The 24,169-nt window shown below is 46.3% G+C and carries 27 protein-coding genes; 17 read left to right on the top strand and 10 right to left on the bottom strand.

Features of this window, described 5'->3' with window-relative positions; all coding sequences use genetic code 11:
- Positions 1–23: 23 nt before the first annotated feature.
- The 4 genes from SUN_RS00865 to SUN_RS00850 form a co-directional block, all read right to left on the bottom strand.
- Positions 24–536 (bottom strand): shikimate kinase, encoded by a 513-nt coding sequence (locus SUN_RS00865; protein ID WP_011979857.1) that lies wholly within the window; start codon positions 534–536, stop codon positions 24–26.
- A 98-nt stretch (positions 537–634) separates the two neighbouring features.
- Positions 635–874 (bottom strand): hypothetical protein, encoded by a 240-nt coding sequence (locus tag SUN_RS00860; RefSeq protein ID WP_011979856.1) that lies wholly within the window; start codon positions 872–874, stop codon positions 635–637.
- Positions 875–937: 63 nt separating this feature from the next.
- Positions 938–2,263: an MATE family efflux transporter gene (locus SUN_RS00855; RefSeq protein WP_011979855.1), complete on the bottom strand. Its 1,326-nt coding sequence runs from the start codon at positions 2,261–2,263 to the stop codon at positions 938–940.
- Positions 2,264–2,284: 21 nt separating this feature from the next.
- Positions 2,285–2,608, bottom strand: a complete 324-nt coding sequence (locus SUN_RS00850; RefSeq protein WP_011979854.1) for a hypothetical protein — start codon at positions 2,606–2,608, stop codon at positions 2,285–2,287.
- A gap of 65 nt (positions 2,609–2,673) precedes the next feature.
- Between SUN_RS00850 and thpR the strand changes: the two genes are divergently transcribed.
- Positions 2,674–3,165, top strand: coding sequence for an RNA 2',3'-cyclic phosphodiesterase (gene thpR / locus SUN_RS00845; protein ID WP_041672635.1), 492 nt, complete (start codon positions 2,674–2,676; stop codon positions 3,163–3,165).
- A 6-nt stretch (positions 3,166–3,171) separates the two neighbouring features.
- On the opposite strand, the gene purN is transcribed toward thpR, so the two are convergent.
- Positions 3,172–3,726 carry a phosphoribosylglycinamide formyltransferase gene (gene purN, locus SUN_RS00840; protein ID WP_011979852.1) on the bottom strand — a complete coding sequence of 185 codons (555 nt, stop codon included), beginning with the start codon at positions 3,724–3,726 and terminating at the stop codon, positions 3,172–3,174.
- A 73-nt stretch (positions 3,727–3,799) separates the two neighbouring features.
- On the opposite strand from purN, the gene nosD reads away from it, so the two are divergent.
- The gene (gene nosD, locus SUN_RS00835; protein ID WP_011979851.1) at positions 3,800–5,029 is read left to right on the top strand and encodes a nitrous oxide reductase family maturation protein NosD; all 1,230 of its coding nucleotides are present in this window, start codon (positions 3,800–3,802) and stop codon (positions 5,027–5,029) included.
- Here the strand turns inward: nosD and SUN_RS00830 are convergent.
- Entirely contained in the window at positions 4,995–6,440 is a 1,446-nt protein-coding gene (locus SUN_RS00830; RefSeq protein ID WP_011979850.1) for a bifunctional ADP-dependent NAD(P)H-hydrate dehydratase/NAD(P)H-hydrate epimerase, read from the bottom strand. The two genes, nosD and SUN_RS00830, sit on opposite strands and share 35 nt — an antisense overlap.
- Before the next feature lie 138 nt (positions 6,441–6,578).
- Between SUN_RS00830 and rpsU the strand changes: the two genes are divergently transcribed.
- The 6 genes from rpsU (at position 6,579) to SUN_RS00800 (ending at position 11,810) form a co-directional block, all read left to right on the top strand.
- Positions 6,579–6,791, top strand: a complete 213-nt coding sequence (gene rpsU, locus SUN_RS00825; protein WP_011979849.1) for a 30S ribosomal protein S21 — start codon at positions 6,579–6,581, stop codon at positions 6,789–6,791.
- 159 nt (positions 6,792–6,950) lie between these two features.
- Positions 6,951–8,114 (top strand): formate-dependent phosphoribosylglycinamide formyltransferase, encoded by a 1,164-nt coding sequence (gene purT, locus SUN_RS00820; RefSeq protein ID WP_011979848.1) that lies wholly within the window; start codon positions 6,951–6,953, stop codon positions 8,112–8,114.
- Complete coding sequence (locus tag SUN_RS00815) at positions 8,104–8,520, top strand: secondary thiamine-phosphate synthase enzyme YjbQ (protein ID WP_041672634.1); 417 nt, start codon at positions 8,104–8,106, stop codon at positions 8,518–8,520. The genes purT and SUN_RS00815 overlap by 11 nt, the downstream gene beginning before the upstream one ends.
- 1 nt (position 8,521) lies before the next feature.
- Positions 8,522–9,469: a D-2-hydroxyacid dehydrogenase gene (locus SUN_RS00810; RefSeq protein ID WP_011979846.1), complete on the top strand. Its 948-nt coding sequence runs from the start codon at positions 8,522–8,524 to the stop codon at positions 9,467–9,469.
- The gene (locus SUN_RS00805; RefSeq protein ID WP_011979845.1) at positions 9,466–11,082 is read left to right on the top strand and encodes an FAD-dependent oxidoreductase; all 1,617 of its coding nucleotides are present in this window, start codon (positions 9,466–9,468) and stop codon (positions 11,080–11,082) included. The genes SUN_RS00810 and SUN_RS00805 overlap by 4 nt, the downstream gene beginning before the upstream one ends.
- A complete protein-coding gene (locus SUN_RS00800) occupies positions 11,079–11,810 on the top strand; it encodes a succinate dehydrogenase/fumarate reductase iron-sulfur subunit (RefSeq protein WP_011979844.1) in 732 nt (243 codons plus the stop codon). The genes SUN_RS00805 and SUN_RS00800 overlap by 4 nt, the downstream gene beginning before the upstream one ends.
- Before the next feature lie 208 nt (positions 11,811–12,018).
- Here SUN_RS00800 and SUN_RS00795 read toward each other — a convergent pair whose 3' ends face one another.
- From SUN_RS00795 to leuC, 4 genes are read right to left on the bottom strand one after another with little or no spacing between them, the layout of a single operon-like run.
- Positions 12,019–12,423, bottom strand: coding sequence for an acyl-CoA thioesterase (locus SUN_RS00795; protein ID WP_011979843.1), 405 nt, complete (start codon positions 12,421–12,423; stop codon positions 12,019–12,021).
- Positions 12,420–12,788, bottom strand: coding sequence for a HepT-like ribonuclease domain-containing protein (locus tag SUN_RS00790; RefSeq protein WP_011979842.1), 369 nt, complete (start codon positions 12,786–12,788; stop codon positions 12,420–12,422). Before SUN_RS00790 ends, SUN_RS00795 begins: the two co-directional genes overlap by 4 nt.
- Positions 12,781–13,074 (bottom strand): nucleotidyltransferase family protein, encoded by a 294-nt coding sequence (locus SUN_RS00785; protein ID WP_011979841.1) that lies wholly within the window; start codon positions 13,072–13,074, stop codon positions 12,781–12,783. The genes SUN_RS00790 and SUN_RS00785 overlap by 8 nt, the downstream gene beginning before the upstream one ends.
- 35 nt (positions 13,075–13,109) lie before the next feature.
- Positions 13,110–14,390, bottom strand: a complete 1,281-nt coding sequence (leuC, locus tag SUN_RS00780) for a 3-isopropylmalate dehydratase large subunit (RefSeq protein WP_011979840.1) — start codon at positions 14,388–14,390, stop codon at positions 13,110–13,112.
- 68 nt (positions 14,391–14,458) lie between these two features.
- On the opposite strand from leuC, the gene SUN_RS00775 reads away from it, so the two are divergent.
- The 9 genes from SUN_RS00775 (at position 14,459) to SUN_RS00735 (ending at position 24,126) form a co-directional block, all read left to right on the top strand.
- The gene (locus tag SUN_RS00775) at positions 14,459–15,802 is read left to right on the top strand and encodes an NFACT RNA binding domain-containing protein (RefSeq protein ID WP_011979839.1); all 1,344 of its coding nucleotides are present in this window, start codon (positions 14,459–14,461) and stop codon (positions 15,800–15,802) included.
- A gap of 55 nt (positions 15,803–15,857) precedes the next feature.
- The gene (locus tag SUN_RS00770; protein WP_011979838.1) at positions 15,858–16,616 is read left to right on the top strand and encodes a phosphatidate cytidylyltransferase; all 759 of its coding nucleotides are present in this window, start codon (positions 15,858–15,860) and stop codon (positions 16,614–16,616) included.
- 9 nt (positions 16,617–16,625) lie between these two features.
- Positions 16,626–17,693: a 1-deoxy-D-xylulose-5-phosphate reductoisomerase gene (gene dxr, locus SUN_RS00765; RefSeq protein WP_041672821.1), complete on the top strand. Its 1,068-nt coding sequence runs from the start codon at positions 16,626–16,628 to the stop codon at positions 17,691–17,693.
- A gap of 42 nt (positions 17,694–17,735) precedes the next feature.
- Positions 17,736–18,272, top strand: a complete 537-nt coding sequence (locus SUN_RS00760) for an RBBP9/YdeN family alpha/beta hydrolase (RefSeq protein ID WP_011979836.1) — start codon at positions 17,736–17,738, stop codon at positions 18,270–18,272.
- A gap of 79 nt (positions 18,273–18,351) precedes the next feature.
- Positions 18,352–19,365, top strand: coding sequence for a tRNA (adenosine(37)-N6)-threonylcarbamoyltransferase complex transferase subunit TsaD (gene tsaD, locus SUN_RS00755; protein ID WP_011979835.1), 1,014 nt, complete (start codon positions 18,352–18,354; stop codon positions 19,363–19,365).
- Positions 19,366–19,675: 310 nt separating this feature from the next.
- The gene (gene gyrB, locus SUN_RS00750; protein ID WP_041672630.1) at positions 19,676–21,991 is read left to right on the top strand and encodes a DNA topoisomerase (ATP-hydrolyzing) subunit B; all 2,316 of its coding nucleotides are present in this window, start codon (positions 19,676–19,678) and stop codon (positions 21,989–21,991) included.
- 3 nt (positions 21,992–21,994) lie between these two features.
- The gene (locus tag SUN_RS00745) at positions 21,995–23,410 is read left to right on the top strand and encodes an EAL domain-containing protein (RefSeq protein ID WP_011979833.1); all 1,416 of its coding nucleotides are present in this window, start codon (positions 21,995–21,997) and stop codon (positions 23,408–23,410) included.
- 10 nt (positions 23,411–23,420) lie between these two features.
- Positions 23,421–23,798: a preQ(1) synthase gene (gene queF, locus SUN_RS00740; RefSeq protein WP_011979832.1), complete on the top strand. Its 378-nt coding sequence runs from the start codon at positions 23,421–23,423 to the stop codon at positions 23,796–23,798.
- 91 nt (positions 23,799–23,889) lie between these two features.
- Positions 23,890–24,126: a helix-turn-helix domain-containing protein gene (locus tag SUN_RS00735; protein ID WP_011979831.1), complete on the top strand. Its 237-nt coding sequence runs from the start codon at positions 23,890–23,892 to the stop codon at positions 24,124–24,126.
- Positions 24,127–24,169 lie beyond the last annotated feature (43 nt).

The following is a 24,169-nucleotide window of genomic DNA, read 5'->3' as shown; positions in this document are numbered from 1 at the left end:
GGAAACACCAAAATATCTTTTCTTTACACTTTGCACTTTTTGGCGATCTCAGAGATCACTTCATCAAGACTCTTGTTCTCGACACTGACAATAACATCTGCGACTTTTAGATACGCTTTTTCACGTTCATTATAGAGTTTTTTTGCCTCTTCTTCTTTAGAAAAAAGCGGCCGCTTCGCCAGTTTGGCTTTGGCATTCTTCGCAGTTTTGAGACGATTGTGTATCCACTTAAATGAGGCATCCAGAAGGACCACGGTTCCCAGTCTGTCAATGTTGTTGACTTTATAAAACCCGCCTCCACAAGAGATCAAAGTACCAGTTACACAATTCTCTATCCAGTCAGCTGTCTGCTGTTCACACTTTCTGAAGTAAGCCTCGCCTTTCTTGGCAAAGATCTTCTTGACCAGCTTATTCTCTTTGGATTCTATGAGATCGTCCGTATCGATATTATAAACCCCGTACTTTTTTGCAAAAGCACGCGCAGTCGTTCCCTTACCCACTCCCATAAATCCGATTAAAATAATGTTTTTTTTCATTTAAGCCATTCCATCCTATAAAAGCATTGCTCCGCAATGCACGCCGCCAGCACCGTTCGCTCCTGCAATCATCCATCCGATGAAACAGAGTTTCACCGCTACACCATATTGTAGCGGTCAATAATCTTTCTGAGTCGTTTACGCAGATTTTTCAGTGCATCCTGGGCACTCTCCCCTTCAGCGACCAAAGATTCGAACTCGTCAAACTGTATCTTAGCGACCCATCCGATCTTCTTGTGTTTTTTGATCCCTACGAAACGTACTTCACCAAAATGCTCAATGGCCATTTTATAGATACGTTCAATTCTCTCATCCAGTGTTTTTGATTCTTTTCTCACGATATTCCTTTTTAACTTGATATGATTCTTATTACTTTGGCTCTCATTATAGCATAGCATTGATCAGACTTTGATCTTCTGCCACTCCCCTTTATCGAACGTCCTCCATAGCCAGATCGCCTTAACGAAAGTATCGGAAATCATCGCCAGATAGACAAAGAGGATATTTTCAAAATACCAACTGAGCAGAAACGCAGGAATGATACGCACGGTCCAGAGAGAGATCAGGTTGATCTTCAGAGTTCTTTTACTGTCACCTGCTCCTCTGAGCGCACCGGAGAGGACAAAGTTGAAGGCCAGGGGTATCTGAGAAACGCCCACGATCCGCAGATAAAGGCTAGCCTCTTTGATGGTGGCGGGGTCATTCGTAAAGAGCCAAACGATCTTTTCAGGCATGAAGATCATAAAAAATGAAAGTATGAACATGAATCCCGAAGTATATTTCAGCACCAAAAGAACATCTTCTCTGGCCTGTTGGGGATTCTTAGCACCCAACCCCTGCCCCATCAGCGCCATAGCAGCGATGGTAAACCCGATACCAGGCATAAATGCCAGACCTTCGACACGCAGACCTATCTGATACCCAGCAAGTACGGCCGTACCGTAGTGGGCAATAACGACGGTAAAAAGCATGAAAGATCCGAAGGTCAAAGCACGTTCTATGGAGGCAGGCAACCCCACTTTCAGTACACGTTTAAGCAGAGACTTTGAGTGGTACCATAGCGGTATATAAGGTGTCCTGTGACGTACATACAATACGACATAGACAAAAAATTCTATGATATTGACGATCACCGTACCCACGGCCGCTCCCATAACACCAAGTTCAGGAAAACCGTATTTACCAAAGATCAACAGGTAATTCAGTATTACATTCAGTAGAATAGAGGAAATTTTGACATACATCGGCGTTTTTGTGTCACCTGCAGAATTGAGTGCCGCTACGAACACCAGTTTCATAAAAACAAAAGGCATCATCCAGGTCAGTGTCTGCACATAATCTTCACCTAGAGCCACGACTTCAGGTGCCGTTCCGAACCATACATAAATATTCGATGCAAGGAAATACCAGAGGATCATTACCGGCAGACTCAGGAAGAAAGCGAAACGCAGCAGCGTCGAAAGCCCTATGGAAGCACGTTTCATACGCTGGGCACCTACAAAACGCGATAGCAATGCGGACGTACCTACATTCAGCAGCGTAAGCACAGCAAATACGAACATCAGAGACTGCAAACCAAGCCCTACTGCCGCCACAGCAAAGGCGGAGATACGCCCTACCATGATCAGATCGGTAATCACCTGGAGCATATCGAGCAGGGAGTTGATGGCAGCGGGGATGGAGAGTTTGAGTATCTTTTGGTGTTTTATGGGTAAATGTCTTAACAAGTCAGTTCTTTTTTGGGAGAATTATACTGCGATGAGCTGAGAGAGGAAGGCATAGAGGAAAACGATGGCCACAACTGCCCATCCAAGCATCCAGCCTGTGGCACGAAGTCGTTTATGTTCCCGGAACATCCTTCGTGTTTTATAGAGTACCATCGGGTAGGCAAACATAACGAATACGACAGGCAAATAGGCTATTGAAGTCAAATGATATTTCACTATTGCTAGTTTTGCTCCTACAAGAGAAGTATAGACAAAACTATAGACGATCAGCAGCATAAAGACTTGCAGCATGACAAAAGCGAAATAGACACCTTTGGCATTCTGTTCATCGTTGTAGTATTGCATTCCATCCCTTCGATTACTTTTCTGCTAAAATAATACAATAAATCACTTAGATAGAGGTGCCCTATATGAGACTTTTTATCGCTTCACCTGTCAGGCTTGAGAACTATAGTAAGATCAGAGATGATTTCAAAGATATTATGGAGGGAAAATGGGTCGAAGAGGAGAACCTCCATCTGACATGGGTCTTTCTGGGCAATGTTCCGGATGAGAGACCTGTCATCAAGAAAATGCAAAAGGTCAGCGTACCCGAAAGGGAAGTGACCATTGCCGAACTGGGGTATTTTGGTAGACCTCCCAGGGTCTTCTTTGCCAAAGCGGAAGATAGAGGTCTCTACGCAACAGCCCGAACTTTCAAAAAGGCCGGATTTGACCTCTACCGATTCAAACCTCATGTTACCCTTTGCCGCATCAAAGAAATCTATGATTACAAACGCTACAAAGAAGTGCTCAAAAGCTATAGAGAAAAAGATCTCGGCCATATCCTGCCACAGATCACCCTCTACAAAAGCGAACTCTCTGACAAAGGACCGGAGTATACATCTTTTTATACACTCTAAAAAAACCTATAACACTTTTCTGATCGCTTCGATGAGTGCCTCTTTTTCTATCTGCCGTACTGTTCGGTCATACTGTTCAAAATCCAGACCCTCTTTGGAAACTTTTTTTTGCAGGATGATCTCACCGCCGTCCAGTTCGGATGTCACCCAGTGGACCGATACTCCGCCCTCATCGTATGAGTCATTGTAGCTTTTCTCAATGGCATTGAGTCCTTTGTGCCTTGGCAGGAGTGAGGGATGCAGGTTGACAGACTTGACATGTTCTGTAAACACCGGTGTCAAGATACGCATGAAGCCTGCAAGTACTGTAAGATCCGGGGCATAACACTGCAAGCGATTGATGACCTCTGTATCAAAAGCTTCCCTGCTTTCATAGGCTTTTGAATCGACAATCTCCAGAGGGATATCCTCTTTTTTGGCCACTGCAATACCTCCGGCTTCAGGGTTGTTTGTCAAAGCGACGACAACTTCAGCCTCTTCAGGGTGTAAAGTATTGACAATATGGGCGAAGTTGGAACCTTTACCGCTGAAAAGCACTGCTATTTTTTTACGCTTTACCATCTCTTCTCTCGTTATATTGTTATTTTTAGAGCATATTCTATCGTATTACACCCAAATATGCTAAAATCCCTTTATGATAAAAATTTTACTTCTTTTTTTGACACTTATCATACTTTCCCCTGCCGGTATTCTGCAAAAAGCCATAGACAAGGCGCCGTCAGGAGCTACACTGAAACTGCCCTCTGGTATCTATCGTGGCAATATCGTCATCGACAAACCTTTGACGATCATAGGGTCGGGAAAGAGTGTCATCATCGAGGGTGACCTGAACGCTACGGTCATTACCCTGAACAGCTCACAGGTTACGCTCAGGAACCTCCAGATCACGGGTTCGGGCGACAGGATGGAGAACCTTGACGCCGCCATTTCGCTTAACCACGTAAGAGAGTGCGAGATCAGCCACTGCCAGATCAGCGACACGCTGTACGGGATCGATATGAATATGGTCAAAGATTCCGTCATTTCGGACAACACCATCACTTCCAAAAAGCATGCCGTTCCGCTCAGAGGCGATGCTCTGAAACTGTGGTACGCCAGCGGCAACATCATCAGGAACAATACCATCGAACGATCAAGGGATGTGACGCTGACCTACTCCCACCATAATCTTTTTTCGCACAATACCTTCCTGCACAACAGATACGGGCTGCACCTCAGTATGAGCCACGGCAACCGTATCGAGGACAATGCCTTCCGCTACAATGCCGTAGGCATACTGATGATGGGGATCAAAGACACCAACGTCACAGGCAACAGGATACTCAGTTCCAACGGTGCTGCGGGTATAGGCGTGGTCGCAGACAAGGTCTCCAATTTTCATTTTGACCACAATACGCTGAAATTCAACACAAAAGCGCTCTATATCGACATCAAAGGGACCGAGAGAGGCACACAGAGGTTCATTACGCACAATACCATAAGCTACAATACCGAAGCTTTCCATTTTCATGCCGATATCAGGAACAATATGATCGCGCACAATGTCATCAAAGGAAATATAGAAGATGTCCTGCAGGACCTCAAAGCCAAATACGGAAAAACCAATACTGTAGAGTACAACTACTGGGACCGTTATGAAGGTTTCGACAGGAACGGGGACAATATAGGGGATACACCTCACCGCATCTTTCTCTACGCAGACCAACTGTGGAAATATGACAACAAGATCAAGTTTTTCTATGCCACGCCCATCATGTCGGTCATCAACTTTCTCTCAAGAATCGCGCCGTTCATTACACCCGTTTTGCTTCTGGAAGACAGCAAACCGCTTATGAGCCTTCCAAAAGAGGGAGCCCCTCAATGATATCTGTTGGCAGCATGGCATAGGAAGCCCCCTCATACTTTCCGGCAGAGAGTACCAGGGCCAGAGAACCCTGTATGGCAGCTTCAATCCCAGGATACCCCTGGGCGAGGAGCGAAACGATGAGACCGGAGAGAACATCCCCGCTGCCGCCTTTACTCAGTTTTGCATTACCCATAGGGTTGATGCAGAGTCGCTCCTCCTGCATGATCAGCATATTCGCCCCCTTGAGGAGAAGCGTTACATGCGGATAGCGGGCATTGAACCTGCGTACGGTTTCAAAACGGTTCTTCTGTATCTCCTCCACACTGAGACACTCTCCCGTCAGATGCTCCCACATGGCGGAGAACTCTTTGGGATGCGGCGTTACGACGATATCCCTCTCTTTCTGCTTGAGGATCGACAGTATCTCGCTATGATGGAAGCTGTCCGCATCTAGAACGACAGGAAGATGGCTGTCAATGAGATACTGCTGAAGGAACTCCTGTTCGAAATGCTCTCCCAGCCCCATACCTATGGCTACCGCAGAAGCCGTTTCAGGCACAACGGTCGAATGCATCAGGGAGGGAGGTGGCGAGACTTTTTCATGCACCACAAGTGTTGTCAATCCCGCCCCAAATCTACTTGCTGCCATGCCTGCAATAATCCCTGCCCCCTCTTTCTCTCCGCAAAAAACGGCTGCATGGCCGAAACTGCCTTTGTGTGTTGTCTTCATAAAATCTCTAGTAGGTAAAGAAAGATCTTTTTTTTCTAGAAGCTTTGCACTTTTTTGACTTCCTTCAATATACCTATAATAATGTACCCCCAAATCAACTCTTACAATATCACCTACATACTCTTTGGCATAATCACTATAGAGTGCCTCTTTATATGCCCCCATTGTAATCGTTACATCTGCAAAAAAAGCTTGTGGAGAAGGAATACCATCTATATCTAATCCTGTTGGCATGTCACAAGCTATTCTATAGGCACCTATCATTTGCATTTTAACTAAAATCATTCTGGTTTCATCGTTTATATCTCTATTTAATCCTGCTCCATACAGTGCATCTACGATAATATCAGCCTCATCTACCTCTTCTACAATATCAATATTTAAACTCTCTACTCGTTGAAATTGTTTTTTTGCCATGTCTGTCTTTTGCCCAAAAGGCATATAGAGCTTTATTTTATAGGAACCAAATAAAAGCCGTGCCAATGCAATGCCATCAGCCCCATTATTTCCTGGACCTGCAACAATCAAAACTGTTTTAATTGTTTTTGCATTATCACCGTCTTGATATTTTGGGAACTTCTGCCATATATACCGTGCCATACCTAATGCTGCATGCTCCATAAGAATATCTTCTGTTAAATGAAGTTCTTCATAACACTTTTTATCCATCGCATAGCAAGATTTAAATACTGGTTGCATCGTAATATTCCTTTTATAGTTTTCCTATTGTTTCAATTTTATCATAATTTAATCCTCTTTGGATATAATTCTGCACTTTATTGATATTCGGACACGTAAATGGTCTGAAAATTTCCAATAGGAAGGGGGTGCTTTTCGATGCCAGGAATTAAACTTACACCACGTGACTCTTTTGATGATGCTTATAGAAAATTCAAAAGACAAAGTGACAGAAACCTTATCGTAACTGAGGCGAGAGCCAGACAGCACTACGAAACTAAGACTGAAAAGAGAAAGAAAGAGAAGATTGCTACTCGCAAGAAGATCCTTAAGAAACTCTTCATGCTTAGAAGATACGAGAGCAGACTGTAATTGGTCTCTGACGGAGCTTCGGCTCTGTCACTCGCCACTACTTTTTTACAAAAATCCCACAAAACATTTTCCAACTCATTACAACTTAGACAACTTTTTGATAGAATATCTCATCAATCATTAATTGTTAATTATTAATTCTAAACCGAAGGTTTTCCCATGACATTTACAGCCCCTCTCCAAAAAGACGCTATCAGGATCATGCTGCTTGGTTCAGGTGAACTGGGCAAAGAGGTCGCCATCGAGGCGCAGAGACTCGGTATCGAAGTAATCGCTGTCGACAAATATGAAAATGCACCGGCACATCTGGTGGCCAACCGTTCTTATGCTATAGATATGCAGGATAAATCTGCCGTACTTGAACTCATTGAAAAAGAGCAGCCCAGCTACATCCTTCCTGAAGTGGAAGCAATCTCCATCTCCGCGTTGTTCGAAGCGGAGAAAAGAGGTTTTCACGTCATTCCCAATGCCGAAGCGGTCAACAAAACGATGAACAGAAAGAATATCCGTGTCTTTGCCGCCGAAACGCTTGACCTGAAGACCAGCGGCTATGAGTTCGTCACGACTCTGGACGGACTGAAGGCAGCCGGTGAACGTATCGGTTTTCCCTGTGTCATCAAGCCTGTCATGAGTTCATCAGGGCATGGACAGAGTATCGCCAAGACAGCGAATGACATAGAAAGATCCTGGGAGATCGCCAAAGAGGCTCGCGGGGATGCAAGTGAACTGATCGTGGAAGAGTTCGTTCCTTTTGATTACGAGATCACCCTTTTGACTGTGCGCAATGAAACAGGGACCACATTCTGTGAACCTATCGGCCATGTGCAGAAAGACGGTGACTTTATCCTCTCCTGGCAGCCGATGCAGATGTCTCCCGAAGCACTCAAAAAAGCACAGGAGATCGCCAAAGCAGTCACGGACGGCCTGGGAGGACGCGGGATTTTCGGTGTGGAATTCTTCGTGAAAGATGAAGAGGTCTACTTCTCCGAACTCAGCCCACGCCCGCACGATACAGGGATGGTCACGCTGATCACGCAAAGCCAGAGTGAATTCGCGCTGCATGTCAGAGCTGTTCTGGGTCTGCCGCTTGACTTCACCTTCTACGGTGCAGGTGCCTGCGGTGCCTACAAAGCCAAGAACGAGAGCCACAACCCGGTACTCGAGATCCCTGATGATGCCTTTACAAAAGACAGTTTTGTAAGGGTATTCGGGAAACCGGAATCCCATGTGGGAAGACGTATGGCTGTCAGTCTGGTACTCGATGAAGTCAAGGAAGCCAAGCGCAGAGCAACAGAGATCGTCGAAACGATAGATGACCACTAAACAATATGCACTCACCCTTCCGCCTTTAGGCAGGGGGATGCATCTGATCACAGAGAAGATCAATGACCTGTTGGACGGGTCCATCCATACTGGACTTGCACATATTTTTCTACAGCATACTTCTGCCAGTCTTTGTATTAATGAAAATGTAGACCCCACGGTACGCAGTGATGCGGAGATCTTTCTGAACGACCTTGTTCCTGAAGACTATCCCAAATTCCGCCATACGTATGAGGGAGCTGACGATATGCCGGCGCATTTGAAAAATATGCTTCTTGGTACTTCACTGACCGTTCCTGTCACTCATGCCAGGCTTGCTTTGGGAACATGGCAGGGAATCTATCTGTTTGAGCACAGAGAATACACCTCGGGAAGAACCATTATTATCACACTACAAGGAGAGTAAGATGAAAAAACAGATCGTTATACTGGATACTGAAACATTAGGAGGGGATCTTGATCTCAGCGTGTTGAAACGATTCGGAGATGTGACAGGTTACACGACAACCACTACCGATGAGACACTTGACCGTATTCAGAAGGCACATATCGTCATCAGCAACAAAGTAGTACTCACGGAAGAGATGATGCAGCAGTGTCCCGTACTGGAACTCATCTGCATCGCTGCAACAGGTATGAACAATGTCGATCTGGAAGCTGCAGAAAAGCTGGGCATTGTGGTAAAAAATGTCTCCGGTTATTCAACACACTCTGTTGTTCAGCACACCTTTGCCATACTCTTTTACCTCCTTGAACATCTCAAATATTATGACAATGTCGTACAGAGCAGTCTTTGGACGATATCTGGTCTCTTTACCGATGTTTCACGTCCCTTCCATGAAATTTCCGGCAAAAAATGGGGGATCATCGGCATGGGTACGATCGGACAGGAGATAGCAAAAGTTGCTACCGCTTTCGGTGCGCATGTAAGCTACTACTCTACCAGTGGTGAGAACAGCGATCAGCCCTACATCCAGCAACCGCTTGATCTCCTTCTCTCTACCAGTGACATCATCTCTATCCATGCGCCGCTTACCGACAAGACTTACGGGCTCATCAACGAAACCAATCTCCCTCTGCTGAAAGAAAAAGCCATTTTGCTGAACCTCGGAAGAGGCGGCATCATTAACGAGACCGATCTGGCCTACGAACTGGACAGAAGAGAGATCTATGCGGGCCTCGATGTCCTTGAAAAAGAGCCGGTCGAAGCAGACAACAGACTCATGCAGATCTCACACAAAGAGAGACTGCTTATCACCCCGCATATTGCCTGGACGAGTATTGAAGCAAGAGAAAAACTGCTTGAGGGAATCGTGGAGAATATCAAACAATTTTTGAAAGCGACACCTGTATGATAGATGTATTGGTCATCGGTTCGGGCGGCACTGGTCTCTCTGCTGCACTTGCAGCCAAGGAAGCGGGAGCTTCCGTACTGGTCATAGGCAAAATGTACCCAACAAACTCCCAAACTTCCATGGCCCAGGGAGGTATGAATGCCGCACTTGGCAATGTCAATGAAGACCACATTTCCCTGCATATACAGGATACGATCAAATCTGCCCACGGGCTCTGTAATGAAGATATGGTACGCCAGATGTGCGGTGATGCTCCAAAGACCATTGAATGGCTTGAAACAATCGGAGTACCCTTCTCCCGTATTGATGCAAGTGGTGCCGTCGGGGGACAGCACCCTACCGTTGGTACGATCGCGCAAAGACAGATGGGCGGGGCTTCAGCCAAACGTGCCTGCTATGCACAGGACTATACCGGCCTGAAGATTCTTCATACGCTTTATGATACCTGTCTAAAAGAGGGTATTGAATTTCTCGATGAACACTATCTGCTTAACCTCATCGTTCCAAAAGATACAGTAAAAGGAGCCACTTTCCTCGATATCCGTACAGGAGAGGTCAAACAGATCGATGCCAAATCCATCGTAATGGCAACGGGCGGATATGGAAGCATTTACCACGGCTTTACGACCAATATGTATGGGGCGACCGGTGACGGGATCGCAGCGGTACTTCGTGCCGGAGGGGCAGTGAGCGACATGGAATTCATACAGTTCCACCCCACCGCGCTCAAGCACTCCTGCATCCTCATCTCGGAAAGTGCCAGAGGTGAAGGCGGCTATCTTGTCAATGAAGCCGGCGAACGTTTCGTCGATGAGCTCAAACCGCGCGATGAAGTGGCACGGGCGATCTTCGCACAGATGAAAGAGGGCCAAAGGGTCTTTCTCGATGTGCGCCACCTCGGAGAAGCCAAGCTGATGGAGCTGCTTCCACAGGAGGTGGAACTCTGCAAGATACACGAGCATGTCGACCCGGCCAAGGAGCTCATCCCCATCAAGCCGGTCGCACATTACTCCATGGGCGGGATCGATGTCGATCATGCACTGGAAGTAAATGGGATCAAAGGGTGTTTTGCGGCGGGAGAATGCTCCAATGCCAAGGTACACGGCGCAAACCGTCTTGGCGGAAATTCCCTGCTCGAAATTACCGCTTTCGGACGCTTTGCGGGGGAAAATGCCTACAAGCACACTATCTATGCCAGCTCCAAGCCTGCAGATGATATACAGAAGACGAAAGACAAAACAGAGATCGAATCACTTTTTTCAAAAGAGGAGGAAGAAAGTTTCTACAGCTACCGGGAGCTCCTCGGAGAACTCTTCTATGAAAAAGTGGGGATCGTCAGGGAAAATGGTCAGCTAAACGAATCTCTCGAAGAGGTCATCGCCATGCAGGTCGCACAGAAAAAGATGGGCATCGCCGACAAAAGCAGAAGCAACAACCAGAACCTCATCGAATTCCTCGAGTTCAAAAATGCCCTGCTTCTGGCACCCACCATCATCTCTGCAGCTATCGCCAGAGATGAAAGTCGTGGGGCCCACTATAAAGTCGGGTTTGAAGAAGAAAATGAAGCATTTAGAAAACATGTTGTATTGCAATGGAAGAAGGAGTCAGTATGATCATTTCCATCCTGCGAAGCGAAACAAATACCCATCAGAACTACAGGCTTCCCGCCGGTGAGATCCCTCTTCTGAGTGCCCTGGTCTACATCAAGGAGACCCAGGATGCCACGCTGACCTTTTCTGCAGGATGCCGTGCGTCCGTTTGCGGCACCTGTGCGGTACGAGTGAATAGAAGAGAAGAGCTCGCCTGCTCCTATAAGGTCAAACCCGGAGATGTCATTGAACCCCTGCAGTACCACTCCGTACTGCGCGATCTCAAAGTAGACAAGAACAAAGCCCAAGAGACACTCAAAAAAGCAACCACTTGGCTGCAGAAATTTCAGGAAGCCCCACTTACACATGAAGATGAAAAGCGCACAGAGAAACAAACAGACTGTATCCTCTGCGACTCCTGCTACTCTGCCTGCCCCGTCTTTGCAGTCAATCCTGACTTTTTAGGCCCCTTTGCCCTCACACGTGCCTACCGCTACAGTGAAGACAAACGCGAAGGCGATGCTAAAACCATCATAGACAATGTGCAGACCAACGGTGTGTGGGATTGTACGTTATGTGGGGAATGTACGGCTGTCTGCCCCAAAGGCATTGACCCCAAAATGGACATCACCATGCTCCGTGGCACTTCACTGCAGCACGGGCACCAGGACCCGTCATTTGCTTCGCAAAATTTCGGTGGACCTGATTTTGGAGGCGGAGGATTTGGGTTTGATCCGAATGGCGGATTTTAAGTATCTTTAAAATTTTCAAATGCGCCTTTTCTTGCTATCGTTTTTTTGACAGAATTGCCATTATGTTAACCGGCAAATCCCGTCCACAGCGAACGTTTAAGTTTAGAGCCGTTTTAACCAACCTTAAACGGAATGTTTAAAGCCCTTGTTTGCGGGGTTTAGTGGTTTAAGGTTTGGATTTTTATGGAGAAAAACTTAAATTGGCATTTTAGTAGTTTTCAAACCCCTCAATGATCTCCTGCGGGATCTTCATGGGCCGCATTTTTTTACTGTCCACAAAGACCCACTCAGTCTTTCCCTCGCAGATTAGCGCACCGTCACTCGGACGCGTCAGTTCATAGCGACGGGTTGACATGAGCTTCCCTATATCTTTTATCCACGTCTTCATCTGCAATTTGTCGTTTTCAAAAGCGGGTTTTTTGTATTCAATAGCATGGGATTTCGCGACCCATGTGCCGCCGAGTTCCAGACATTTTTCGTATCCGTAACCGACAGAGGCAGAGTGTTTTGTAGCAGCGTCTATCATCCATTCGAGATAGGTAACGTTGTTAACATGACCGTTGAAGTCTATGTCACCCGATTGTACTTTAAATTGGTATTTGTAGATTTTCACAATTCTTCTATCATTGACTGAATGGTTTGATGAAGACTATCCAACTCTTCATTGCACACGTTGAACACAGCTTCTGCATTCATGTCAAAATAGTGATGGGAAAGAATATCACGCATTCCTTTGATGGCTTTCCAGTCGATATGATCGTAGCGTTGCAATAATTGTTTATCTGTCAGTTTATCAATATTTTTCAAACTCTCACCTATAGCTATAAAAAGCATACAAAGGCTGTCAAGCTTTTCCTGTCCCTGGGGTGTATCTAAAAAATCATCGACAGAGTTGACCGGTTCAAAACGATATTTTATAGTAGTAATAGCATTTTCCACCTGAAGAATGATCTCTTTGACCAAAGGAGTACTAGGCACTAATTGCCTCTTGTTCTATCTGTTTTTTCAAATAGCTGTTCATCCTCTCTCGTAGCTGAACAATATCAGTTGGCACCCCCAGAAGCTCTTCGAGCTCTATACGGATACGGGAAAGTAAAAAAAGATTGGAGTGCTTTAAGGAGATAAAAACATCGACATCACTTTGCTCAGTGGCTTTTTCTCTGGCATAAGAACCAAAGATACCGATCTGTTCTATGCCATACTGTTCTTTGTGTTCTTCTTTATACTCATGAAGAGTCGCAAGGATCTTATCTTTTGTTAACATCTCTTACCTCCTCTTTTTGAGTTATTATATCATATTTAGATCTCTCTCGGATCAACGATCTTGCCGGCAATAGCACTCGCTGCCGCGACTGCCGAGTTCGCCAGGTAGATCTCCGATGTTCTGGCACCCATACGTCCCACAAAGTTACGGTTGGTCGTTGCCACACAACGCTCGCCGTCACCCAAAATACCCATGTATCCTCCAAGGCAGGCACCACAGGTAGGGTTGGAAACCACAGCACCCGCTTCTATGAGAATGTCCATCAGGCCTTCATGCTGTGCCTGCATCAGGATCTTCTGTGTGGCAGGCGTGACGATCATACGTGTATGTTTGGCGACCCGCTTGCCTTTCATGATCTCCGCAGCGATACGGAGGTCTTCGATACGACCGTTCGTACAGGAACCGATCATCACCTGGTCGATCTTCAGGTCATCTTTTACCGCCTGTTCTACCGGCTTTCCGTTGCTTGGCAGGAACGGATAGGCGATCACGGGAGAGAGGTTCTCCACATCGATCGTCACGACCTGGCAGTACGTTGCGTCCTCATCAGAGTAGTGGATCTTCGGCTCTGATCTCAATCCCCCGTTTGCTTCGGCTCTTTCAATGAGATAGGCTTCGGTAATGTTGTCCACTGCGATGATGCCCGACTTTGCACCGGCTTCGATGGCCATGTTGCACATAGAGAATCTGTCATCCATCGCAAGGTGCTGTATGGCATCTCCCGTGAACTCAAGGGCTTTATAAAGCGCGCCGTCAACCCCGAGGATGCGGATCAGTTCTAGAATGATATCTTTCCCATAAATGTGCTCGCCAGATTTACCCGTAAGTACGACTTTAATTGTCTCGGGTACTTTGAACCAGTTGCCGCCGGTGATCATACCAAAAGCAAGGTCCGTACTTCCCATACCTGTCGAGAACGCGCCCAGTGCTCCATGGGTACAGGTGTGGCTGTCCGCACCGATGATGACATCACCGGGGATCACCAAACCTTTTTCGGGAAGCAAAGCATGCTCGATCCCCATGTCTTTCTCATCAAAAAAGTATTTGAGGTCATGCTTGTAGGCAAATTCTCTTGAGATCTTTGCCTGGTTCGCCGAAGCGATATCTTTTGCCGGAATATAGTGATCCATCACGATAGAGAAATTGTCCGGTCTGGCAAGCTTTTCCGCACCGCTCTCTTCAAATGCGCGAATCGAAATAGGTGTTGTAATGTCGTTACCGATGATCATATCGATATCGACCCTGACGATCTCTCCTGCATGTACCTTTTTACCGGCATGTTCAGAGAAGATCTTTTCTGTAATTGTTTGTCCCATAGGAGAATCCTTACTATAGATAAATTACGCGAATTATAGCGAAATAAAATTATGCTAGAATTTCAAGCATGAAACTCTATGAACTCAAAGCCATCGCAGAACGTCTGAACGATTTTGGCTACATCTCCCGTGCAAGACGCATCGAGGACAATACGCTCGAGCTTGTATTTGACAAAGCTGACAGCTACTTCTTCAACATGACCAGAGGCCACAGCTTCGTTTATAAAGCCCCAAGCCAACGACCTTTGCAGGGTTACAATGCTCCTTTTGACACCCTGCTTCATTCTCTGCTCAGCGGAAGCAGACTTCTGAAGGTGGAGGTGCCAAACGATGACCGCATCCTGCGTTTCACCATTGCGCCAAAAAGTTCCTACAAAGACAAGATTATTTACCTCCAGCTCGAATTTACAGGGAAGAACACCAACGCCATTCTTCTTGATGAGAATGAGGTGATCATCGAAGCGCTCAGGCATATCGATGCAGACAGTTCGTTCAGGGTGATCCGTCCGGGGGTAGAACTGCTTCCCATCCCGCCGCATGAACGTAAAGAAGAGAGCAGACATATAGAAAATATCGACACCTGTCTCGAAGAAAAATTCAGAGAGGTACAGGCAAAAAAACTCTCCGAGATGAAGAAACAGAAACTCGCTTCCGTTTCCAAGAAGATCAAAAAGCTCTCGCAGCTTCTGGCAAAACTCCCCGACGAGAAGAAGCTTAAAGAAGAAGAGAAGAAACAGAAAGTGTACGGCAATCTTGTCCTTGCGAACCTCTATCAGATCAAACCCTATGACAGCAAACTGAAAACCTACGACTTTGAAGGCAATGAAATCACTATCCCTCTTCCCAAGAATGTTAAGGTCAACAGAATGAGCGATCATTTTTTCAACCTCTCGAAACGTGCCAAAAGCAAGGCAAAGAACATTCACATAGAAAAAGAGAACCTGGAGAGCAAAAAAACCTTTTACGAGAACATCCGTTATGCACTTGAACAGGCAAAAGAACCCTATGAGCTTGAACTGCTGGTTCCCAAAAGAGGAAAATCCCAGCGTAAGAAAGAGAAACTCAAAGAGGGGGAACTCTTCTGGATAGAGGACTACAAGGTAATGGTGGGGCGCAACAGCAACGAGAACCAGAAGCTCCTCTCCATGGCCAAAGGGAACGATATATGGATGCATACCCGGGAGATCCCCGGCTCCCATGTCATCATCCGTACTGACAAACAAAACCTTCCCGATTCCGTACTGCAGGCAGCTGCCAAACTCTGCGTGGACTTCTCTACCGATCAGCCGGGCAACTATCTGGTCGACTACACCAAACGGAAGTTCGTCAAGATCCAGGAGGGAAGCCATGTCGAGTATGACAAATACCAGACCATAGCTGTACTCAAAGAGGGTGTGGAGATACGTATATAGCGACCTCTAACCCTAGTCGTGCTATAATCATTGCTAATATAAAACAGGACAAAAAATGACACGGATTTTTACAGACTATCAGGAACGTTGGCTTACGGGTATCGGGCTGCTTGCCCTGGTTGGATTCATAGGGTGGATAGACAGCTTTTTTGTCATGTGGCTCTTTCTGGGAACTATCTACATGTTCGCATTCTATGAAGCGATGAAGCTCTTCAAACTGGTAGGACCTGGAGCCTATTTCTGGGCGGCGTTACTCTGGTTCTTTGCCTACATCTACCCCAATCCCGACGATCTGTTCTATTTCGTTGCGATCATCTTCGGTGCTTCTATCGCATACTTCCACAATTTTGACAAAAGACTGATCCTGCCTTTTCTCTACCCGGTCAGCGGTATTTTCTTCTTCCTGATACTCTACGATGATTTCGGCATTGCTGCGATGTTCTGGCTACTGGTGACCGTTGCACTGACAGATGTGGGCGCTTTCTTTACGGGCAAAGCGATCGGCAAGACCAAATTTTCCGACACTTCGCCCAACAAGACACTTGAAGGCGTCATCGGAGGCGTACTTGTCGCTACGGCGGCAGGGACCTATATCGGCATGATCGTCGCACCGCTCTGGATCGCTTTTGCCGTTACCTTTTTCACCTCCGTGGCTTCGGTCTTTGGCGACCTCTTCGAATCCTACCTTAAACGCGAAGCTGGTGTGAAGGATTCGGGAGACCTTCTCCCCGGCCACGGCGGGATACTCGACAGGATCGACGGCTACCTGTTTGGTGCACCTATGATGGTGATCGCTTTACGGGCGTTTTTATAATCCATGTCCATTGTTCTTCTTGGTTCCACCGGCTCTATCGGGGTCAATACCCTCATTGTTGCAGAACACTACAACATCGCTATCGAAGCACTGGTAGCAGGGAACAATATCGACCTGCTTAATCAACAGATCGCAGTACACCAGCCCAAATTGGTCGCCATCGCCAATAAGGCTGACAGGGACAGGGTCAACCACCCCCGTGTGTTCTGTGGCACTGAAGGCATACTCGAAGTCATAGAACGGTCACAAAGTCGTACAGTGGTCAATGCCCTGGTAGGCTATGCCGGCCTCGCTCCCACACTCAAAGCAACCTCTCTGGGGAAAAAAGTAGCCCTGGCGAACAAAGAATCCCTCGTCGTTGCCGGAGAATTCATCAATATGTCGCTCATCACCCCCATCGACTCCGAACATTTCGGACTCTGGTACCTGATGAACGATCGTCCCTTCTCCAAACTCTACATCACCGCAAGCGGCGGTGCTTTCCGGGACTGGGAACTGAACAAAATGAAAGATGCCACTTTCTCTGATGCACTTAAACATCCCAACTGGTCCATGGGAAACAAGATCACCATCGACTCTGCGACCATGACCAACAAACTCTTCGAACTGCTTGAGGCCAAATGGCTTTTTGACACTTCCAATATCGATGCGGTGATTGAAAAGAGATCGGTCATCCATGCCCTGGTCGAATTTGTCGACGGCTCTACAACAGCGCACTTTGCGGGAGTGGATATGAAGCTGCCCATCGCTTTTGCACTCAAGGGCGAAGTAACCAAAGAAATCCTGCCGCCAACAAACCTTCTGGGTATCGGATCGCTGGAATTTCTGCCCATAGAAGCTACCCGTTACCCCATCTGGAATATCAAAGAACACATATTGCAGAACCCACATCTCGGTGTGGTGGTCAATGCCGCCAATGAAGTTGCCATCAAAGCTTTCCAGAAAGAGAAATGCTCCTTTGTCGGGATGAGCGAGATGGTTTTGGATGCCTACAAAAAATTTGAGGATGTAAAGGCGAAGAATATTGAAGAGATCATCCAGATAGACAGGGAGGTGAGACATTATGTTAGCCACTAATCGTAGTGTGGGCAGGAATGCCCACGCTACAGGAAAATAAAAATGGATAAAGTCCTTATATTGCACGGCTGGGGAGGTTCTGATTCCCCGCACTGGCAGGCGGAGCTTGCTTGTGAGATCGCAAAGAATTATGGTACGGTCAGTTTCCCCCTGCTTGACAACTGCCATTTTCCAAGTAGGAACAGATGGATAAAGCAGGTCAAGACAATACTGAAAGATTTCAGACCGAACACCGTCGTATGTCATTCCCTGGCCAATACCCTCTGGTTCTGGCTCTGTGAAGAAGATATTGAAAGTGTAGAAAGACTTTTCATGGTATCCCCGCCAAGTCTGACCACAACTGAAAGTACCATCAGAACATTCTTCCCCTGTCCCATGCCGGACGATCTTCATGCCAAAGAGGTTCAGATGATTGTCTCAAGCAATGACCCGTGGATCACCGTAGAAGAAGCCTCACGGATCGCACAACATTACAATATCCCTCTTACAATCATTGAAAATGCAGGGCATATCAATGCAGACAGCGGGTACGGAAAATGGGAATTGATTGAACAATTAGTAATGGAGAAAAAATGTTAAAAAACCGTAGGGTGTTGTGCCCTCACAACACCAAATTAATCACGGTGCCATCAGGGGACAGCACCCTACAGAGGCAAATATGATCCTCAGTATCGAGTCCAGCTGTGACGACAGCTCCATCGCCGTTACCGAAACAAGCACAAAAAAGATACTCTACCACAAAAAGATCTCCCAGGAGGCGGAACACTCCTGCTACGGCGGAGTGGTCCCGGAGCTGGCATCAAGGCTGCATGCGGTAGCCCTGCCCAAGATACTCGAAGAGACAAAACCGTGGTTTGACAAACTTAAAGCAGTTGCCGTCACCAATCAGCCCGGCCTTGGCGTAACGTTGCTTGAGGGGATCGCTATGGCAAAAACGGTGGCTGTACTGCAAAACATCCCCCTGATTCCTGTGCATCATCTCAAAGGGCACATCTATTCGCTCTTCATAGAAAAAAAGACCCTTTTCCCTCTTTTGGTGCTTCTGATCTCTGGCGGACATACACAGATCATACGTGTCAAGGATTTTGAACATATGGAGATACTCGCAACGAGTATGGATGATTCTGTGGGTGAGAGCTTTGACAAATGTGCCAAAATGATGCATTTGGGCTATCCCGGTGGTCCGCTCATCGAAGCGCTTGCCCTCAAAGGGGACGAGAACCGTTTCGACCTACCTGTGCCGTTGCGCAATTCTCCCCTTATTGCCTTTTCCCTCTCCGGCCTGAAGAATGCCGTACGGCTTACCGTTGAGAAGCTTGGGGGTGCAGAGAAGATGACAGAACAGGACGAAGCCGACCTCTCCGCCTCCTTTCAAAAAGCAGTCAAACTGCACCTGCTCCAGAAAAGCAAGAAAATCTTTGCCAAAGAGCCTATCAGGGATTTTGCCATCGTGGGAGGTGCTTCAGCCAACCAGTACCTCAGAGGTGCCTATGCGGACCTCTGCAGGGAATTCAGGAAGACCATGCATGTCGCCCCACTCCAATACTGCTCCGACAACGCAGCCATGATAGGCCGATATGCCATAGATGCCTATGAACGAGAACAATTCATTGATCCCAACGAGATTGATATCGTCAGTACCAAAAAACAGCAGGCGGGAATGCTGTTGTAGGGTGTGCAACAGCACACCTTTCGAATGTCGGTTTTTATTTTAATGTCAATTTTGTTTATAGGTGTGCTGTTGCACACCCTACGAAGACTTAACAACAAAAAAACAAGCAAATTTTAATCTGTGGTGCATGATTATGCACCCTACGGAATTGCGTATCAAAAAAGTGATAATCTCATGATTTCAGACACACTTAAAGTATCCCAGAAAAATATTTTCCCAAATGCTGTGAAATCCCGGCTACAGCATGCTTTCCCTAAGTTTATTTCGCTAAAATATATAGTAATAATACCCCAAGAAACGGAGTTTGACTATGGCAGAATATGGTGCGAGTAACATTAAGGTCCTTAAGGGACTCGAAGCGGTAAGAAAAAGACCCGGAATGTATATCGGTGACACTTCCACAAAAGGGCTTCATCACCTTGTCTACGAAGTCGTGGATAACTCTATCGATGAAGCAATGGCAGGGTATTGTGATACTATCAAGGTCACCCTTACCAAAGCAGGTTCTGCCATCATTGAAGATAACGGCCGGGGGATCCCTGTTACAGAGCACCCTACAGAGAAAATCTCTGCTGCGACCGTGGTACTTACCGTGTTGCATGCCGGGGGTAAATTCGACAAGGACACCTACAAGGTCTCCGGTGGTCTTCACGGGGTCGGGGTCTCCGTTGTAAACGCACTATCCAAAGACCTGCATCTGACCGTCTTCAAGGACGGTGAGATACATGAACAATCTTTTCAGAAGGGTATCCCTCAGGAACCGTTGGTAGCCACCGGACCTACACGCAAAACAGGAACGAAAATAGAATTCTGGCCGGATGATTCCATCTTCACCGAGGGCGTCACTTTCCAGAAAGAGATCCTGCTGAAGCGTTTCAGGGAGCTCTGCTACCTCAACCCAAGCATTACCATCGAATTCAAAGATGAGCGTGACGGAACCAAAGAGAAATTTCATTTTGAAGGCGGTATCAAACAGTTCGTTGAGGACATGAACACCAAACCACCACTTTCAACGGCACAGTTCTTCCAGGGGAAAGCAGATGATATCGAGATCGATATCGCCTTGATGTATTGCGATGCGGATTCGGAAAAGACACTCTCTTTTGTCAACAACATCAAAACACCCGATGGGGGTACCCATGAAGCTGGATTCAGAGCCGGTTTGACCCGCTCTATGTCAAGCTACATCTCCAAAAATGCTTCAGCCAAAGAAAAAGGGACAAAGATCACTGGAGATGATTGTAAAGAGGGGCTTATAGCCATTGTTTCCGTACGTGTTCCCGAACCACAGTTCGAAGGACAGACCAAAGGGAAACTCGGCTCAAGCTATGTACGTCCCCTGGTACAGAAATTCTTCTCGGAGCAGTTCAACAAATACCTTGAAGAGAACCCTGTAGAAGCCAAAGCAATCATGGCACAGGTCCTGCTCGCCGCACGCGGCAGAGATGCCGCCAAAAGAGCCAAGGACCTGGTTAAACGTAAAGATTCCATGTCCATCGGAACACTTCCAGGCAAACTGGCGGACTGTCAGAGCAAGGATCCCAAGATCTCCGAGATCTATCTGGTGGAAGGGGACTCTGCCGGCGGTTCGGCCAAACAGGGACGAGACAGAGTTTTCCAGGCGATCCTGCCACTCAAAGGTAAGATCCTCAATGTTGAGAAAGCAAGACTGGAGAAGATCCTCAAATCAGATGAGATCAAGAACATGATCACTGCACTGGGTTGCGGGATCGGGGATGAATTCAATGAAGAAAAACTCAGATACCACAAGATCATCATTATGACCGATGCCGACGTTGACGGCTCACATATCCAGACACTGTTGATGACCTTCTTCTTCCGATTCCTGCAGCCGGTCGTGGAGAAAGGATACCTCTATCTCGCACAGCCGCCGCTTTACCGTTACAAAAAAGGGAAGAACGAAACGTACCTTAAAGATGACAAGGCACTGAACGATTTCCTCATCGAAAACGGTATCTCTGTGATAGAGAGCCACACGATGGGAGAGAACGATCTTGTCGACCTGTTCAAACTCGTGGCTTATTATAAAATGACACTCAAAGAGATCGAAAAGCGTTTCGCCCTTCCCGAAGTGCTTCGCTACATGATCGAAAATCCGGACATCATAGGAACATCCAACAAGGAACTGGCAAAAACACTTGAAAAGTACATCAAGAAGCTGGGATACAACATTCTGAACAAGACGATCACAGAAGACAGGCTGCACTACTTTGTCCAGACCAATGACGGACTCGAAGAACTGATCGTAGATGAGATCCTCTTTACCAATCCTCATTACAATGAAGCGATCCACATTCACCAGAAGATCCAGGAGCACATCACGGACGAATTTAAAGACAAAGACCTCCTGGCACTCTTTGCAGAAGTGGAAGCGTCAGCCAAAAAAGGTGCCTATATCCAACGCTACAAAGGTCTGGGTGAAATGAACCCTGAACAGCTCTGGGAGACGACTATGACCCCAGAGAACAGAAGGCTGCTCCAGGTCAGGATCGATGACAGCGAAGAAGCAAGTGAAACCTTTACCCTCTTTATGGGCGACGAAGTGGAACCAAGAAGAAATTACATCGAAAGCCATGCCAAAGATGTCAAACATCTGGATGTCTGATCCATGCTGCAATCTGAACGACAGGAGAGAGGAAGACGTTTTGAGCTGGCTTTAAGAGCCGGTATCCCGATCATTCTGCTCATTTCTGTGGTCTTCTATGCCATCTTCTTTCAGGGAAAAAAGATTGAACTGACCTTAGAGAACGGTATCCTCTTTGCTTCCATCGTATTTATTACCGTCTACTTCATCTATTTCCTCATCAATCTCAGTGTGAACGAGACGCTTGTAGACCTGGCGACACAGGGGTACAATGAAAAAGCTTTTATCTCACAGCTGGAGGCCTATCACCCAAAAACTGTCGCTCTTCTGGTCATCAAAAACCTCAGTACGATCAGCGAAAACTACAGTACCGATGAAGTGGACGTGCTTCTTTACTCCGTCGTCCACAAACTTCATAATGAATTCAATAAAGCCGGTTTTGGAAACACACTGATTGCAAGACGCTACGGTGCCGAATTTCTCATTGCTATCGACAAAGAGAGCGAAGAGATACAGCACATCTTTGAAAATTTCATTGATCAGAACAGAACCATTAACGATATAGAGCTCGATTACGCCTTCTCCATGATCAGAGACACAGATGAACACATCAAAAAAACTATTCTGCATCTCAAGGATCTTCTTGCCGCACAGGATCAAAACAAAGACAACTCTTCTGTTCCGGATGCAAAAGAGATCTCCCAGACTGAAGCAGCCGTAATACAGGCACTGAAAGAGAAGAACCTTCTTCTCTCTTTCAGACCGCTCCAGAATGTAAAAACCGGTACGATCGATATTTACGAGATCTCGGTCAAGCTGAGATCACCCGACAATGGGGACATACTTCCCAGGGTCTTCCTCCCTATCATCAACCGCCTGGGACTGGGAAGAGAGTATGACCTTACCATATTTTCACATATTCTTACCCTTTTACCCCTTGTTGATTCCAACATCTCATTCTCCTTCAATCTTTCCCCTTTCTCTTTACGTAATAAGAATTTTCAAAAAAAATTCTTTTCGCTTCTGGATGAAGCAGCGACCGATCCTTCGCGTATTATCATTGAACTGTATGAGAGAAAGACACACCACAACCTCAGCGGCTATCTGCAAACACTGAAAAAATTCCGCTCAAGAGGCATTCGTATCGCCATTGACAACTTCGGAGCATCTAACGCTTCCATGGAATACATGAAACATTTCAATTTCGATATTGTACAGTTTGACAGGGACTACGTCAGCAAACTGGATGATGCCAATACCCATGCCATGCTGAGCTCCATGGTCACCATGTCTAAGAACCTCCATATCACTACCGTGGCAAAATGGGTGGACAGCGACACACAGAAAAAAGAACTGATCGCATTGGGCATAGACTACCTGCAGGGCTTTGGCATCGGAAAACCCATTACAGAACAACAACTTATTCAAACATACAATTAAAAGGACAGCTATGAAATACGGAGAAAAAGAGATACAGGAATTCGACATCAATGCCGAAGAGAATTTCTGGCCAAACGAACACGAAAAGAATTACACTATCAACATAGAGCTCCCTGAGTTTATGTGTCTCTGTCCACGCTCGGGTTACCCAGACTTCGCAATAATGAAACTTTCATATGTTCCTGACAAAAAAGTCATTGAGCTCAAAGCACTCAAACTCTACATCAACTCATTCATGTACAGACACATCTCCCATGAGAACTCCGCCAATGAGATTTTTGATGCACTCTATAGCCAGCTGGAACCAAAGTCAATGAAACTCATTGCCGATTTTAATCCCAGAGGAAATGTACACACAGTTATAGAGATAGACAGCGAGACGTTTTAACAGATACACTATTTTATGACAATATGACATATATTTAAACACTTTCTCACAGATCCATTATCATTCTTTCATAACATTACTAAGGATGATAATGATAGATTTCAAGACTGTTATGCAGCGGATCAGAGAGATACTCATCTCTCAGGAAAAGAAAAAAAAGATACTGGACAGAGAGATCGCGTCAGCACTGCATCTAGATCCACAATACTTTGCCGTAATCAAAAAACGCAACAAAATCCCCTACGAAGCCATTGCCCACTTCTGCGAAGAACAGCACGTCAACATGAACTGGATTCTACTGAAGCAGGAACCGACTTATTTGACCTGATGATCATTTGACGCTATAATTAAATTGATAGACCACTTTTAAA

Origin of the sequence: Sulfurovum sp. NBC37-1, from assembly GCF_000010345.1 — a bacterium.
Classification (GTDB): domain Bacteria; phylum Campylobacterota; class Campylobacteria; order Campylobacterales; family Sulfurovaceae; genus Sulfurovum.
The sequence above is the reverse complement of the archived record's forward strand: the minus strand, read 5'-3'. Positions and strand labels throughout refer to the sequence as shown.